Here is a 14,629-nt window from a genome sequence, read left to right as displayed (position 1 = left end):
AATTACCGAGGGGGAGATCGTGTCGACCGACCAATTACCTGCGGACGCTGATGGCTTGCAGCTCAACTTTTGTAAAACATTGGCGTGTGACAACTTTGGTTTGAGTGATGCAGAACGGTATGTTTTGCAGCGCGCAAATCCTAAGCGTCCAACGATGGTTTGTCGTGAGTGCGGTGCTTTCCCCCCCTTACTTAATAACAAAGAAGTCCTCAACGAACTGGTTCGTTTACGTCAGCTTCACAGTGACGGCTTGCCTGCCTGTCGCAATCTAGAATGTGAAAACGCTGGGCTTTCTGTTCATACACACAAACATCTCTATCATGCCTTCGGCTACAGTGGCGATCGTCAACGCTATCGCTGCAAATCTTGTCACTCTACTTTTGTCGATAAATGGTCTGGTGCGAACAAAAAACTTTTGTTCCAAGAAACCTTATTCGGGTTACTTTTCATGGGTTATTCGGTACGAGAAATCTGCCGTAAACTGAGCATCAACCCGAAAACTTTTTACGATCATATTGAACACATCGCCAGTCGCTGTCGCAGAAAACTCGCGATGATCGACGCGCGTTGGGTTAACCACGCCAGCAGTTTTCAATTCTCTTCGCACTACATGCCACTGCAACCCAAAAGCAATAATGGTGTGCTTTGGATAGCAACAGGAGAAGCGAATACAGGCTATATTCTTTGCCAACATGTGAACTATTCGGCAAAAGAAGAACCTGTAGGGCCAGTGGATCACAACCCTTATGAATTTCCGGCTCGATTCGTTTCAAGAGACCACTCTTCGGAAGCGAACGTCCCACAACCTGAGCCTTCACCGATATTGAGAGAGCGTATAGATCAGCAATATCAAACGATACTGGCTCGCGGCAATGTTGAAGACCCAATGGGCAATCTTTCCACCTTTAACTATCCATCAAAAGGCGCGTTGATTCGTCCACCCTATACCTCTTATGCACATTACCTGCATGTCTTGGACATGTGCGATATGGATAAACACGTATCGATATTCATGCCTCAAGATCCGATTCTGCGCTCAGCAGCGTTGAGCGTCTGTCTATCGAGAATTCGACGTCAAAACGTTGACTTAATGTACGTAGAAGAAGATGAGAGCTGGCAAGACAATCAGCCTTTTAACAAAGTTGATATTGTTCTGATGGGTTGGTGGCGAGACAGATGGGCGATAGCTCATCAAGAGAAAGGCTCCAAAGGTATCTGCTATCTTGCAGGGGCAAATCCAGAGCCTGAAGCTTGGTTGCAAAAGGCTTCAATAAAACAGACTGAGTTTTATCAGCAACGTTTTCAGTTGCTTTTCGAATCTTTCATCAACGAACCTAGACGCAAGTTACGTCCCGGTGGGCTACAGCCGTTACTCGACATTTACCGCGCTTGGCACAATCTATGCTACCAAGATAAACATGGAAACACTGCCGCACAAAACCTAGGATTAACTCAGAAGCCTTTGACGTTAAAAGAGCTCTTGTCCTAAACGTTTCGGCGCGGAGTGTGAGGAAGCACAAATTTATACACGAGCAAAATCATAAACATTTCCGTTCTGCCGCCTAATTGGTGCTAAATGGCATCGATACTAAAACGACGCATTGCGGACAAGTGGCAACACATTGAGAGATGTCGTGTGAGTCGTACAGCCAGGAAGTAATGGATTTGGATCAAAGCCAGTACCTTTTATTATCAGAACTTAAACAGCTTAAACTCCGTATAGAGTCTGAGCCTGCGGAAGTATTGGCGATAGCTGAAAACGCCCTTGTCCAAGCTAAACAATCCCAGTTTCACGATGGCATTATTCAAGCGCTGATCATTATGTCTCGCTGCGCTTGGTGTGAGATGGATTACCGCCGCGGTTTAAAGAACATCAAAGAGGCGTACCAATATCAAAATAGCCTCGATACTGACGAGTTCCTTCCTGAAATTCTCCACGTTCATGCCCTCCAATTCTGGGGACAAGCCAAATACTACACCGCCCAACAATTTTGGATTAACGCTTTAGAGCAATCGGCATTGGTCGACGAAGTTGAAGTGCTGATCGAGAGCCTGATTGGATTAGGCAATATTTGGCGCATCACAAAGCAATATGACCAAGCGTGTTCAACTCACCAGCTTGCTGCCAAAGTTGCCCACAATATGGATATCTCGTGGCTGGAAGGCAAAGCTCGTATTTTATGGGCATGGGATTTGTACCTGCTTGAACAGTATGTCGACATGCTCACTGTGCTCGATGGCGCTGATGAAGCACTGATCGGACACCATGATAAAACTTGGCAGGCAGAAGTTTGGGATTTCCGAGGTTTGGCTCTTTTAGGTCTTGAACGCATCGAAGATGCGCAACAAGCCACGCAGAAAGCACACAAGTTAGCCGTCGCTCATAACTTATCTTGGATGAAGGCACATTCTTACATTAGCCGGGCAAGAATTGAGTTACTGAGGAAAAATCTTGCCCAAGCAGCCAAGTTACTTATTTCAGCAGAAGACACCGCGCGTAACTTCGATAATGGTGAACTGCTTTCACAGATTTGCTATCAGCAGTCTCTCGTCGCTGAAGAGAGTGGCGATGACAAAACGGCGTTAGAAGCATTTCAGAAATACCGCAAATACTCACTGCAAATGCTGCATGAACAGACGATGCGACTCGGCTCAGATAAAGCCCGCACATCCAAACGCCAGCTTGATCAGCGAGCAATTAAGTTGCTCAACCGAATTCGAAATCAGCATGATTTCCATACAGAAAAACATTTGTCGAATGTTGTGCCTGAGAATCACTGGTGGGAACATATGGTGCTGCATAAGGTTGACCTGACGAACTCAACCTTCTCTGTTATTTCTATTCATCATGCGAACCCGCTGTTTTTGGATGCTTGTACTGAACTCGTTCATTCCCTCTGTGGTTCTAAAGATCTCCTGTCGCGTTTAAGCGCCAACTATCTGGGATTGCTAGTGAACGAACGTGGTGAAGCAGCACAACATATGTTTGATGTACTTGAGAAGATGATTGAAATTTATCCTTGGGAACGCAAAAAATTACACGGTGCACTTCCTGATGCGACTCTTCATACTATCGTCAGCTTTCCTTTTACCCTTGAACTGCTCGAAGACATGAGCTGGGAGGATTAGTCGATGGAAGCACTACTCAATAAAGTTCAGGAAGCAGGGTTAGACGCAACATCGGTAAGCGGTGAAGAAGCGATTGCCTTTTGGAATCAAATTCGTAGAACTATCGCTTCCACCAAAGAAGAAAAAGCACTCTGCTTTATTGTCAGCGCAGAGTTCCATGCTGAAATGCGCCAAATCAGCAACAGTATCAGTGAGTTAAGGTCTGCACTCAATTTGCTAGATGACGAGAATGCTGAACTCATTCTGTCGGTTAAAAACAGCCTAGCGGAGCTTCTGATTGAAAATGGCGATTACGTTGAAGCGCTGCAAGAACACATCTCTTCTTCAGGACTGGCCGTTGAGCACCGTTATATTGATGATTATGTGCTAGCAATTCTGGGCATGGGTAACTTGTGTGATGCCTATGGCGATCACCGCAGGGCAATGAGCTACTACCTAAAAATTGACAGCCTCGACCACGCCATTAGCAGCCGTTCTCTAAGATTACGATACAAACTTTACATGCTCGCCTGTTATGTAAGCCTTGGCCAATTTGATGAAGCTGGCGAACTGGTGCGAGAGTGTGAAGAACTGAGCATACTTGTCAGTGATAAAATTCTTGCCGGACAAACCATATTGTACGAAGCCAAGATATATCGTCACCAAGGCGAGATAGAGCAAGCGCTTCGCATTCTATCAACAGTTCAGTTTTCACCGGGCAACATTCATTCATACTGGCTTGCCAATATGGTTCGAGTTGAACGGGCAAAATGTTTTCTAGAATTGGGCAAACCAGATATGTCCAATATGCTGCTATTTAGCACCGAAAAGCGCTTAAAACGCTTTCCTTCGCCAGTGTTGGAAAAAGGTTTATACAAAACCTTTGCCCGTATTTTTGAACGTCAAGGTCTCTATAAAGAAGCCTTACGCTATGAGCGCGAAGCGTTTGAGATTGAATCAGAGCTGATCCAAAAAATTCCGATTGCTGAACTCGGTGCAACACAGTTGCGCCGTTTATCGCGGTTTGAACTGCAACTGAAATTGATCGTTTCAGAACTTGAAAATCAAGAGCTGAAAGAGAGTACAGAACAGCACAAAAATGCGGTTGCGCGTCTGGAACAGGACGTCTTAACCGATCCTCTCACCAAACTGCATAACCGTCGTTGGTTGGACGGGAAGCTCAGAGAGCTGCTCCACAACGAAACCCCTTTTGCTTTCCTAGTCGTGGATATTGACCACTTTAAATCGATCAATGATGAACTTAGTCATCTTGTTGGTGACAAAGCTATAGTCAATGTCTCAAGTGAATTGGCGGAACATTTCAACTTTCCGCAAGCCTCTTGTGTTCGCTATGGTGGTGAAGAGTTCTTAGTCATTCTTGAAAACATGACTTTAGAACAAGCACAAACCGCTGCAGAAGAGTTCCGTGAACGAATCTTTAAGTACCACTGGCAGGATATCCTTGGCGAACGTGGATTAACCGTTAGTATCGGGATCACATTGAGCAAAGAAGGCGAAAATACGCAAAGAACCTTCTACCGTGCAGATAAAGCCTTGTATCGCGCCAAAGCAAATGGACGAAACCAAGTCTGTTCAGAATAGCTTTTTGATTTTCTGCACAATCTTGATTCCTGACATAGTGTGACTATGTTTTAAATCAACACAGGGTCCAAGGTCGAATAATTTCACTCTGAACAGATAGTTAGAAGTGACTTGGGTAGAAATAGACGTATGCAACCGTGTTACTTCGCAAGTAGAATGGGCTACGGTGTTAAAGAAAAACGTACTACGCTTTAATAGGCGAAAACGGTACTCATCCGCGGTTTTCTCATAGCTATGACTTAATTTTAATGAGTCACCACTGTGCATTATTAAATTAGCTGTGATTTTACGAGGTAAAAACTTTGTTATTCACGACTATAAGTATTCAATTTATATAGGACCACTCTATGTTTTTAGATTATTTTGCCCTAGGTATGTTGGTATTTGTGTGTTTAGTGATTTTCTACGGCATCATCGTCATCCATGACATTCCGTACGAAATTGCTAAAGAGCGCAATCACCCTCATCAAGATGCCATTCACGTGGCAGGCTGGGTTAGCCTGTTTACTCTTCACGTTCTGTGGCCGTTCTTATGGATTTGGGCAACACTATGGCGCGAGGACCGAGGTTGGGGTTTCCATAAACTTCAGGAAGAAACACACGATATTCATGTACGTGTCGATGAACTGACCCAACAAGTAGCCATGCTAAAAACTGAAATCGCAAAACTAAGTCAAAGCCAAGCTCCTGCAGCTTCTGAGACAGCTCAAGAAGAGGAGCAAAAATAATGGATTTGTTACTTATTCTGACTTACACCGCGATTTGTATTGCCGTTTTTAAGATTTTCAAAATCCCTCTAAACAAGTGGTCAGTGCCGACTGCTGTATTAGGTGGTGTGGTGCTGATTGGTACCTTGATTCTTCTCATGAACTACAACCACCCATTTACCGCAATCGGTGGTCAAGCCTATAGCACAACGCCGATTGTCTCAGGTGTTCGCGGCAAGGTTATTGAAGTAGACGTGGTTCCAAACCAGCCTCTGAAGCGAGGCGATGTGTTGTTTAAAATCGACCCAACACCATTTCAAGCTATCGTTGTCCAAAAACAAGCGTCTGTCGCTGAAGCAGAGCAACAAGTTCTGCAATTGGAATCGGTTTACAAAGGCGCTGTTTCAAATACAGCAAAAGCCACAGCTGAACGCGATAAAGCAAAACGAGAGTACGAACGTTACAACAAGGGCTTTAAACGTGGCGCATTTACAGCACAGCAAGTTGACACCACAAATCAAGCTTACAAAGGTGCTCAAGCCGCTTTGGAAGCAGCGCAAGCGAGTGAAGAATCTTCACGCTTAGCTTATGAGTCAGAAATCAATGGTGAAAACACCACTGTAGCGCGTATGCAAGCAGAGCTAGTTCAAGCTGAATTTAATCTAGAACAAACCGTTGTAACCGCACCTACTGACGGCTTTGTTACTCAACTAGCATTGCGTCCGGGTATGATGGCAGTACCGCTACCGTTAGCTCCGGTAATGACTTTCGTTCACACCGAAGATGTCTACTTCTACGGTGCTTTCCGCCAAAACTCTATGCAGCGTTTACAATCGGGTTTTGAAGCAGAGTTCGTATTTAGATCGATTCCAGGTAAGGTGTTCAAAGGCGAAGTGGTTGATGTTATCCCTGCGATTGCTGAAGGCCAAATACAGGCGAGAGGTTCACTGTTAGGTACTCAGGCAATCAACACTCAAGGCCGAGTGATGGTTAAACTGAAACTCACTGATGACATGAGTGAATACCATCTACCGTTAGGTTCTAGTGCAGAGGTCGCAGTGTATTCAGATAGCTTTGAGCACGTTTCTATTATGCGTAAAGTGCTTATCCGCATGAAGAGCTGGCAAAACTACCTATATCTGGATCATTAATCCCGTTATCAAAACGGATGAAAGAGACAGTAAAAAGGAGCAATTCAATTGCTCCTTTTTTATCGGCTAATACAAGGTATTGGACAGTTTAAACGACTTAAACAACCGCTCTGTGAAAGGATTGGCATCTGACTCAGAGTGAATTCTGTATATCATTTCTCCCTCATCGACAGAAAACTTGTAGTCAACAGAGGTGGGACTTGCGGAAACTCCGTTGGTGTATAAATCGAGTCACAATCATCCAATTAATAATGTTCGAAACAATAATTCCGAAGTAAGGAGAATCTTGTATCTCTTTGCTACTAGGCGCAAAAATACAGGCACTGCTTTTAGCTAAACAGTGCCTGTATTTGGAATAGTGATACTGGTTTAATTTATAACGCTACACCTTGACGGTATCAGCCCCAGAGTATTTGTTACTTGCTACTACCAACTTGTGATTGCATTCTCGACAGAACATTTGCTGCTCCATTGGGTAGTAATGTTCACCGTTAAAAATTTTTGAAAGAAAAGCATGTACCGCTTGCCAACTCGATTCCGATTCTGAAGAACAACGTCTCATAACAACTTTATGCTGTGTAGTTTTACGGCAACAGTTACAAAACGCTTCTGGCATAACGGGATCCTCTCTGATTAGCTAAAATTAAACTCGGTGTTTATTTAATCACTTTCGAGCAAACACTCAAACATTTCATGTCAATATGTGACAAATATCTAAAACATCCTACATACACTCTAAGTAAATTCTGCTATCAGGCGTTTCTATCACGTACACCCCTCACTACTTTTATTCGAAAATGCTTATCTTGAGAACCTTCTCTACGGAACAAACACCGCGAAGTGATGACTGTTTTATAACGTTTGTGACTAATCATCAGATTACAGTGAACCAACATACTGCCTAGTTGATGAAACTTGTAGCTCACTTCTTCAAAGAAACTAAGTGATACAGTAGGGTTGCTCATCGCTGAACGATTAGTAGGACTTCGTACTCAGAAATTAAATTCTTATTAACTACATAAGAAGACAATTAAACTCATTGCTGGACATAAACGTGCTAGACCTGATGCTTCAAAACGTCTCTGTATGATTAGGAAAAGTATGTTGAATCTTGAAACCTTAAACTCTTGTAATGAGCCTAATTCATGTATTCTCGCAAGTCTTGCATCCAATGCGAATCATTACTGGTTTCAACTCCGTCCCTTTGTAATAGCAAATTTTCTTTTAAGATCGCATCAGGATTCATTTCTATACCGTAATATCTGGTAGTTTCAGCAAAATCCCAGTTTCCATCAGCAAAATGTCTCGGTTGAAATGAATGACAAAATACTGATGCAACACTCTGATCACCAAATTCAAAGTCAGATATGAGACTTGTTATTTTTTGGTCTCGTATAATCTCTATTTCTGGACCATGAAGAGTTTCGTAGCCAATATGAATAACTGTAGGGAAATCATTAGGAGCTTGCTTTACTGCCTTTGATAATAACTTTTTCACATCTTTGGCTTTCTTATCGATAGATGCATCCGCTATACATTGCCACCTTGCACAAAATACTTTACCAACCTTGTCTGCAAAAATGTTTATGACATCCCCTTCCTCTCCCACTTCAACTAAGTTTATTTCACCAGCAATGGTGTAACTTCCATAAGGAACATATTCATCATCAAACAACTCATAGAATTGTGCTGATGGATACTTAACCATCCACTTATCAAAGTGTTCTTCAACCCTTCTCATATCAATGTGTTTAGCACATACCTTGATTTCATCATTCTCGACACAGAACCCCTTACTGATAGCACCACATTGAGCCATATCCAAAAATGCTTTAGATAAAAGGTTAGGGTTTGTTTTTGCGACTTCTTGCTTAAAAGTTACTTCTATAAAAGTTGAATCTGGATAATGGAAAAAAGTAGGAACAAGTAAATTCCATCTTTTCAACCATTCATTTCGTTCATTTTCTGAATATTCAGTAACTTTACCCAACCGTTTACACTCAACGTAATATGTTTCGTCGCCTTTTTTTACTAGCAGATCAGGGGTTTTATGCGCTCGAGTTTCCGGAATAAACTCCACTTCCCAACCGTTTCTCACATAGCAAATAGCAACGACCATTTCGAATAATACTGAATCAGGTTGATTGATATTTTTGGTAAGAAGGTCTTGCAGCTTTCCTTCGATACCACTTATAGCCTCTAACTCTGTTCTATAGTCACCAATCATGGCAAAAAACGGGAAGACTCTTGATGATTGATTAGGTTCACTTACTTGGGGCTTATCAATTACAGCTTCAGCCAAATACATGTACCACGAGATCCAATCCTCGTACATTGCTATCCGATTCTTACCCTTCTTGATGGCTTCACCATCATTTTTCTTGTATATCGATTGGTTCATGTTTTGAAAGTATTGAACGACTTTCCCTTTCCTAACTGCCCACTCGTCTTGCCCAATAAACTCTAAAAACCAATCAAAAGCTTGCTTAACACTTAAGCTAAATGGGTCTGTTTTAGATGCCTCTAGTGTTTCATAGAAGTCTTTATAAATATCTTCATTCATTTAAAAATGCCTATCAATTGCTGTGGTTCATAAAGCCCTCTTGAACAGATTTGTTTAGCTCGCTGACTTACGTTTTTCGTCCCAAGTTTCAAGCACAAACATCGCTATTGTATGGGCAGAGTGAATTGCCAAACGAGCATGACGAGGCTTTAATTTATACATAACTCGACCCTCACCATGCGCTGAACTGGCATGTGTGCGAAACGCTCCAATACCGTCAACAATTGACAGGATGCCTGATAACACTCTTTTTAAGTCATCATCTTGAACCAATTTGGGGTCGAAACCTAAATCACCACGCACAACTTTCCAAACGTTTTGTAGATCTTGCTTTTGAGGTTGTTCTAATTGCTCGTCAGCAATATAGACTTTAAAGATGGATTCCAAAATGTTGCAAGCTGCTGACACTGATTCTCTAGGTTCAGAGTTTACATTTGCTAGCGCTCTTGTAAATTCAGTTTCAATTGAGGGAATATCTCTGCCTTTAATTAAGTCAGACAAGGAGCGACTTGGAGCGGAACTACCATCAGATACAATACCGCCATTAATGTAAGTTAGATTGCACTGAGCAAAAATTGACTCGAGCTTTTCTTTGAATTCCTTTTTATGATTTGTGACGTTAGTTCCCCACAGGAAGACCTCTTCCTCTTCTTGATTTGGTAACTCCATATACGTTTCAATCAACTTACCAAGGACTTTTAATGGTTCGTCTGATTCTTTGTTAATTCGTCTTAGCCACGCTTGAACTTTAACGGGCTTAGAACCTTCAGGCGGCTCCCCTGGGGCATCAGCATATAAGAAAAGGTTATCGAGGCTTGCATGAGTTTCGAGTGCAGATAAATTGTCTGATAAAACCGCGATTACGGGCGCAGGAATGTCTTTTCTCATATTACCTCTTAATTAAAAGTTGATGATTGCTAAGGTGTGAGCAACGTACTGAACAAGCCTCTGCATACACCTTAAACACATGAGCCAACGCTTAGTAAAAATGCGTTGCGAATCCGTCTTAAAGCGTTTGTATGGCATCTTGACCTATAGTTGTTCCATTTAGAGAAATAACACCGCTATTCACGAATAGACGACAAAGATCTGTAGGCAAAATAGCACCACCATCTAAGCCTCCATTATTCATACCCAAACCCGCATTAACATAGGCTAGCAACGTTGATTGGTCGAATTGCTGAAATGTACCTATTGTCGCAACAGCAAATTTTGCTAACCCATTAATTTCAAAAGCGGGAACTCGCTCAATAGCGTGAAGCATATGGCGTAATTCGTTGTAATTGATGATTTCTCTTGCGTATGCCGAAAAACACTTTGCAGCTAATTCTGGCTTCACTTCACTTTCCATTCGATCAAGAATCTCAATTAAAGCGGTGCCTGCCTTTCCAGCAAATTTATCGTCTTCGTTTAGCTTCTCAACCATTATCATCCTTTCGTATAACGGAACCTCTGAGAGCTGATTGAGAAATTTAATTAACTTAGTAGCGAAAATATGATCTTTTACTGTCCCATAACTACTACATAGCCCTACAACAGTACTAACTAATGGTATGTCTTTTAAAGCTCCAGAGTCCAATGCCGCATCTATACCGATTTCTAAATATTCTTTCCCCAAACTGACGACTGAGTCAGATTTAACAACATCAACGACTTGTTGACCTCGGGAAGTTTCTTTTTTTGACATTCTACTCACCTAATTACGTGCACTTTTGATGCCCAACAGTATCTTTTAGCTAGACACGTTCCATATAAGTATAGAGAAGAATACCGAATAATATCACTTATCATATTGTTTTTATTAATTAAAAAATTAAACGCAAAATCCAAAATGAAAACAGTGTCGGTATGACATCCCATGCAAAACTAACTACATACTTAGTTATTAGAAAAAATAGGTCAAATTATGACAAACAAAATGTGTCCCAAATGCTAGGCTGGCACACTTTGGGGCAAAAACGTTTTACATCACAGTAAAACTCAACCTGCTGATCTGGTGGTTTAGAGCAGGCAACAAAAAGGGAGAGCGATTAGCTCTCCCTTGGTTCATCTTGCGAATCATTCTGCGGAATAAACACCACTAATGGCTTTGGCGAAGGTTTTTTCAATAATCGCTTCATAAACATCAACCAAGGCTGCTGAAATCTCTGAACTCAAATCAAACAACTTCGCCTGATACTCTTCTGTATGTTTATGCTCGGTCAAATATCTTTCTAGCTGTGTCATACACTCATTCAGATCTGGGTGGTAATCCGAATACACGTCACTGACTTTGACCAGTTTGGAATAGAGAACATTCGCTTGTTTTGCCAGCAGTGCCGGTTTTAAGTTCATGTTCATTGCCATGATGCTTAATCGATACTGAGTCAACGCTTCAATACCAGACATCACCGCTTGCCACTGATCATTGTATTCTCCTGCTAACTCCAGCTTGTCGGCTTTATCAAGAGAGATAAGGATCTGGCTATCGATCTGAAAAATCAGTTGGCGAATCACCTTGCCGTGCGCCACCAAATTGTTCGAAATCGAACGTTCCTTGTAGCTACTGGTTAACTGAGACAGCTTGTTTTTTAGTGCGATTCTTTCAATAGAATTACCAACGTAACGATCACTCGCTAGCTTGGTAATTGCTTTCTTCATCTCCTCATCAAGCGCTGCAATTTTCTCTACAACCTCTTGTTGATGATTAAATAGAAACTGGTGAGTGAGAGATCGATGCTGTCTGACCATATCAATCATATCCAGTAACTTGGTAACTGAAGCCTGATGCTTCAGCAAACTACGACGTGAACCTTTTGAAACTAATGTAGAAACTTCACCGACCAAACCAAGAATAAAGTTATTGCCAATCATTTCCATGTCACTGATCTCCTGCATACCTGTCTATAGAAAGGAATTGCATAAGCAGTGCCAACTGTTAACTTATTGATATCTATATATTTACACTTATATGAACTTAACAGGCCTGCACAAAAATGTGACCAATCGCACTTTTTTGGTGATTTTGTGATCGGAGTGGAATTATTTTTATTACTTAGAAAGCGTCAACTTTGAGAATTTGCATAGGCTGCTTTGAGCCTTCCGAGTCTTCTCTCTGTTCTAATTCTTTGGCTACCTTAGCTCAACAGTCATGAACTTACTGTTCGGATCGGGTTTGTAGTCTGCAAACGGTTCGCAGTAATTAAAACCAAACTTCTCATAAAGGTTTCGTGCCGCAAGAAAGTACTCTTCCGAGCCTGTTTCTAGGCTTACACGTTGATATCCACGTTCCGTTGATACGTTCAAAGCATGTTGCAGTAGTTGAGTCGCTACCCCTGATTTTCTGGCGTGACGTGAGGTGCGCATCGACTTAAGCTCAGCGTGTGATTCGTCCAATTGTTTTATCGCCACACAACCCATTAATTGCCCATCTCGCCAGCCGCTAAAGAAAGTGATCTCGGGGGATTTAAGCGCGTTTACATCGAGCGCGTGCACACTTTCAGGTGGAGAAGTGGCGTACATATCAGCTAAATGCTCTTCCAAGAGTCCTATAACTTCTCCGCCTTCTAGTCTATCGATAATGATGTCCATATCTTAATTGTCCGTCCTATATGTGAATGAATACTATTCCTTGAAGTTTTTGGTTATATCGAATATTTCCACCAACTTAAAGGTTTTGTTTTCATACTCATATTTGATTACGCAGCAGTTCGGGATTGGTCCTTTCAGTACATCATCTAAGTCGTGCCATAGGGACAAAAAGTGTTTACATGCACCTGAATGCGACACCGCCAGAACCGTGTTATTACCTTCTTGCTCCATGATTTCAATGCAAGTTTTCAGCACGCGATCTTTTAATTGCTGGCGAGATTCGCCACCAAACTGCAAATAGTGTGTTTCACGAGCTTCGTAACTTGGATGCAGATCTTCACTCTCACCTTCATAAGTGCCGAAATTCATCTCTTTCAACCCTTTGAGACGAGTTAAAGGCATTCTGTTGCGAGTCACGATTTCAGCGGTATCACTGGCGCGTTCAGTAGAAGAGCTGTAGAGGCGGTCGAGTTCAATATTGTCAAAAAACTTGGCGGCAAGTTGTGCCTGACGAATCCCTTTTTCAGTTAGTGGTGAATCACACCAACCTTGGATTTTTCTTCTTACATTAAACAGCGTCTCACCGTGGCGCATCATATAAAAGGTTTTAGTCATTGAGAGCCCTTTGCTTCGGTCTTAAAAAACGATGCGCCATTATAAACAGATATGAATCTAATGTAGTTCTTTTAGAAACCGACAATAGTTTGTGCTCAGACTCACGGAACTTGGTCAATAGTTGAGATTTAGAAACGCTTCAGATAATGCCATTTATAATTAGTTTATCTGGCAACCAAGGTTGGGCTTAGAAATGGCTAGCATATTACACAACCCTTTAAACAATATAGAACACTCGTTGACGGACAGGCTTAAAGATCTACATGACCGGATACTAGAACACTCACCGGGTGTGTGCCGTATCGCCTGCGCCCTTTATGACCCGCAAACAGATCTACTGAAAACGTTTATTAACAGCACGAATTCTGGGCACGCCATAGATCGCTATGAGTTTCCGTTAAGTAAAAGCTATCAACTGCAAAAACTGAGAGAAAGTGGTTCATGCCGAGTTATCGACAAAATTGAAGAAGAGATTGGAACAGGAACCGCCCACTCTGACTGGCTTCTTGAACAGAAATACCGCTCCTCTTTTACTATTCCAATGATGACAGACAACCATTTCATTGGTTTTATATTCATCGACAGTGAGATAGAAGGCTACTTTGACGATCAAGTACAAAGGGATCTGGTACTACTCACCAAACTGATTACCCTAACTATCGTCAGTGAGATATCAACAGTTCAGGCACTGTTAGCCACCGCTCAGGCTGCGAGAGACTTCGCTCACCTGCGGGATTTCGAAACTGGCATGCATCTGAATCGAATGGCACTGCTGTCACGCATGATAGCGAAATCGATCGCCGATCAATTTCAGTTCACCGATGAGTTTATCGAACATCTCTATTTGTTTAGTCCATTACACGATATTGGCAAGATAGGGATTCCCGACAAAATATTGCTTAAACCCGGCAAGCTCACGGAAGAAGAGTTTGAAATTATGAAAGGCCATGTCGATAAAGGGATAAAAATCATCTCTAAAGTATTGGATGACTATCAGCTCTCCCACCTCAGTGATTCGCAGTTAATGCTTAACATTGTGGCAGGCCATCATGAATACCTTAATGGCACAGGTTATCCGAAAGGTTTGGTGGGCGACGAAATTCCGATAGAAGCGCGAATTGTCACCGTGGCAGACATATTTGATGCACTCACCAGTAAACGTCCTTACAAGGAGCCGATGTCAATTGAAGAGTCCATCAAAGAACTGCAAAAAATGGTTGAGATTGGCAAGCTTGACCCTCTTTGTGTTAACGCACTGATTGAAAACATCGATCAAGCTGCCGATATCGTTGCCCGATTTAGAGATGATTAGT

12 protein-coding genes are annotated in these 14,629 nt (G+C 42.1%); 6 read left to right on the top strand and 6 right to left on the bottom strand.

Annotation, left to right across the window (positions count from 1 at the left end):
* Nucleotides 1-19: 19 nt before the first annotated feature.
* The 5 genes from HKI82_RS02100 (at nucleotide 20) to HKI82_RS02080 (ending at nucleotide 6,568) form a co-directional block, all read left to right on the top strand.
* On the top strand, nucleotides 20-1,489 hold the full coding sequence (locus HKI82_RS02100) for an IS1 family transposase (RefSeq protein ID WP_171137052.1): 1,470 nt from the start codon (nucleotides 20-22) through the stop codon (nucleotides 1,487-1,489).
* 176 nt (nucleotides 1,490-1,665) lie between these two features.
* Nucleotides 1,666-3,129, top strand: coding sequence for a hypothetical protein (locus HKI82_RS02095; RefSeq protein WP_102940040.1), 1,464 nt, complete (start codon nucleotides 1,666-1,668; stop codon nucleotides 3,127-3,129).
* Between the two features lie 3 nt (nucleotides 3,130-3,132).
* On the top strand, nucleotides 3,133-4,710 hold the full coding sequence (locus HKI82_RS02090; RefSeq protein WP_171137051.1) for a GGDEF domain-containing protein: 1,578 nt from the start codon (nucleotides 3,133-3,135) through the stop codon (nucleotides 4,708-4,710).
* Between the two features lie 347 nt (nucleotides 4,711-5,057).
* Entirely contained in the window at nucleotides 5,058-5,438 is a 381-nt protein-coding gene (locus tag HKI82_RS02085) for a DUF3302 domain-containing protein (protein ID WP_102939816.1), read from the top strand.
* Nucleotides 5,438-6,568 (top strand): HlyD family secretion protein, encoded by a 1,131-nt coding sequence (locus HKI82_RS02080; protein WP_171137050.1) that lies wholly within the window; start codon nucleotides 5,438-5,440, stop codon nucleotides 6,566-6,568. Before HKI82_RS02085 ends, HKI82_RS02080 begins: the two co-directional genes overlap by 1 nt.
* Nucleotides 6,569-7,706: 1,138 nt before the next feature.
* On the opposite strand, the gene HKI82_RS02075 is transcribed toward HKI82_RS02080, so the two are convergent.
* The 6 genes from HKI82_RS02075 to HKI82_RS02050 all read right to left on the bottom strand — a co-directional run bounded on the left by HKI82_RS02075 (nucleotide 7,707) and on the right by HKI82_RS02050 (nucleotide 13,316).
* Nucleotides 7,707-9,131, bottom strand: coding sequence for a hypothetical protein (locus HKI82_RS02075; RefSeq protein WP_171137049.1), 1,425 nt, complete (start codon nucleotides 9,129-9,131; stop codon nucleotides 7,707-7,709).
* A gap of 54 nt (nucleotides 9,132-9,185) precedes the next feature.
* On the bottom strand, nucleotides 9,186-10,019 hold the full coding sequence (locus tag HKI82_RS02070; RefSeq protein WP_171137048.1) for an abortive infection family protein: 834 nt from the start codon (nucleotides 10,017-10,019) through the stop codon (nucleotides 9,186-9,188).
* Nucleotides 10,020-10,137: 118 nt separating this feature from the next.
* The gene (locus HKI82_RS02065) at nucleotides 10,138-10,818 is read right to left on the bottom strand and encodes a ferritin family protein (protein WP_171137047.1); all 681 of its coding nucleotides are present in this window, start codon (nucleotides 10,816-10,818) and stop codon (nucleotides 10,138-10,140) included.
* 371 nt (nucleotides 10,819-11,189) lie between these two features.
* Nucleotides 11,190-11,990, bottom strand: coding sequence for a hypothetical protein (locus tag HKI82_RS02060; protein WP_171137046.1), 801 nt, complete (start codon nucleotides 11,988-11,990; stop codon nucleotides 11,190-11,192).
* 252 nt (nucleotides 11,991-12,242) lie between these two features.
* Nucleotides 12,243-12,701, bottom strand: coding sequence for a GNAT family N-acetyltransferase (locus HKI82_RS02055; RefSeq protein ID WP_171137045.1), 459 nt, complete (start codon nucleotides 12,699-12,701; stop codon nucleotides 12,243-12,245).
* A gap of 33 nt (nucleotides 12,702-12,734) precedes the next feature.
* Nucleotides 12,735-13,316, bottom strand: a complete 582-nt coding sequence (locus HKI82_RS02050) for a histidine phosphatase family protein (protein WP_171137044.1) — start codon at nucleotides 13,314-13,316, stop codon at nucleotides 12,735-12,737.
* 193 nt (nucleotides 13,317-13,509) lie between these two features.
* Between HKI82_RS02050 and HKI82_RS02045 the strand changes: the two genes are divergently transcribed.
* Nucleotides 13,510-14,628, top strand: coding sequence for an HD-GYP domain-containing protein (locus tag HKI82_RS02045; RefSeq protein WP_171137043.1), 1,119 nt, complete (start codon nucleotides 13,510-13,512; stop codon nucleotides 14,626-14,628).
* Nucleotide 14,629: the final 1 nt, after the last annotated feature.

The organism is Vibrio plantisponsor (assembly GCF_013041605.1).
GTDB lineage: Bacteria > Pseudomonadota > Gammaproteobacteria > Enterobacterales > Vibrionaceae > Vibrio > Vibrio plantisponsor.
Note: the sequence above shows the minus strand (reverse complement) of the source record. Positions and strands in the feature narration are given on the sequence as shown.